We start from the raw sequence: 1,678 nt of genomic DNA, 5'->3' as shown, positions 1-1,678 counted from the left end.
CAGGCCGAGCTTGGCCGACAGGTACTGCACCAGCCCGGCCAGCGCGTTGGCCACCACGATGACCCACAGCAGCAGGTACCCGAACTGCGCGCCGGAGCTGACGTTGGCGGCGACGTTGCCCGGGTCGACATAGGCGATCGCGGCGACGAAGGCAGGCCCGAGCAGATACCAACTGCTCTTGAGCGTGGCCTGGCTCCTCTGCGTCAACGTGTCGCCCCTCGATTCATGCGGCCGAATAAGAAAGTGAGGGTAGTCGAAGACGCGGGGCGCACCGGAGGACACCCACGATTCGCCCAAGTATCACCAGACGGCGGCGACGCCCTCGGCCCCCGGGCATCCTCTACCCGCGGGTGCGGCCGTCTACTCGGGCACGTAGAGCCCCTTGCCGGTGATCAGTGGCAGGTCAAGCGTCGTCACGATTCCCGGCTCGGCGGCCACCACCGCGGGGATCGCGTTGACCACCCGCATCGCGGTGGCGACCAGACCGGCGTGGTTGTGGTCGCCCTTGCGGCTGCTCAGGCAGATGTCCATGGCGTAGGACGGTTCGCCCGTGATCTCGATGCGGTAAGACCCGCCGTGCTGGGCAGGTTGTGGCCACTCGGGGCACAGGTCTTCGCGCAGCCGGGTGACATGTTCGAGAACGACGACGGGGTCGCCGTTGACCTTGCCGAACACCTCGAACCGTAGCGCCGCGGCGCTGCCCTTGGGGACGTGTCCCGACGCGATGTCGAAGTCCTCGGGCGCCGGCACGCGCACGTAGTCCTGGGTGACCTCGTCGAGCTCGACGCCCAAGCCGGCCGCGAGTTGGCGCACCACCGATCCCCATGCCAGGCTCAGCACGCCGGGCTGCAGCAGCAGCGGGATCTCGTCGAGCGGCTTCCCGAAACCCATCACGTCGAACATGACGGCGGCGCTGTCATAGGTGGCGTAGTCAACGATCTCCATGCAGCGAATCTGCTGGATGTTCTGACAGGTGCCGGCCAGTGCCATCGGCAGCAGGTCGTTGGCGAAGCCTGGATCGATCCCGTTGACGTATACGCTCGAATTGCCTTCGCGCGCAGCGTCTTCGATGGGTTTGATCAGCTCCTCGGGGATGACCTCCCAGGGATATTGCAAGAACACCGGGCCGCTGCCGACGATGTTGATTCCGGCCGCCAGAACGCGCCGGTAGTCCTCCAGCGCCTCGGGTAACCGATTGTCGGCGAGCGCGTTGTAGACGGCGCATTGCGGTGCGGTGGCCAGCACGGCGTCCAGATCCGTGCTGGCCAGCACCCCGGTCGAATCGGCAAGGCCGGCAAGCTCCGCCGCGTCCTTGCCGGCCTTGGCGTCCGACGACACCCAGACGCCTCTGAGCTCGAACTCCGGGTTGGTGATGAGCGCCCGCAGCGCGTGGACGCCGACGTTGCCGGTACCCAATTGGACGACGGGAATTCCCATGACGGACTCCTTAGCGGTCGGGGGTCACAGATCCGGGACGGGGATGTCGAGATTGGGATAGGTGAGGCCGCCGTCGACCTCCAGCGTTTTGCCGGTCAGGAAGTTGCCGGCTGGAGACGCCAAATATACTGCGGCCGCGGCGATGTCGACGGGGTCGCCGAGTCGGTGCATGGGGGTGGCCTTCTCCATGGGCGCACGCAGCTCCTCGTTGGACGCGACCACGTCGAGCGCGGAGGTGAGG

General features: G+C 66.7%; 3 protein-coding genes. All 3 read right to left on the bottom strand.

The genetic code is table 11. The annotated features are described in order from the left end of the window. Positions 1-237, bottom strand: a 237-nt coding sequence (locus tag A5695_RS09330) for an Nramp family divalent metal transporter (RefSeq protein ID WP_369830170.1), incomplete at its 3' end; no start/stop codon positions are given. A 123-nt stretch (positions 238-360) separates the two neighbouring features. Continuing rightward, on the bottom strand, positions 361-1,437 hold the full coding sequence (locus A5695_RS09325; RefSeq protein WP_068080251.1) for a diacylglycerol kinase: 1,077 nt from the start codon (positions 1,435-1,437) through the stop codon (positions 361-363). A gap of 24 nt (positions 1,438-1,461) precedes the next feature. After that, positions 1,462-1,678: SDR family oxidoreductase (locus tag A5695_RS09320; RefSeq protein WP_156749544.1), on the bottom strand; the 217-nt coding region annotated here is incomplete at its 5' end.

This window comes from Mycobacterium sp. E1747 (genome assembly GCF_001667775.1).
Lineage (GTDB): Bacteria > Actinomycetota > Actinomycetes > Mycobacteriales > Mycobacteriaceae > Mycobacterium.
This window is presented reverse-complemented; position numbering and strand designations above follow the sequence as displayed.

Coding starts and splice junctions, on each gene's coding strand:
- A5695_RS09325 (WP_068080251.1), bottom strand. CDS start 1,437: ATGGGAATTCCCGTCGTCCAATTGGGTACCGGCAACGTCGGCGTCCAC.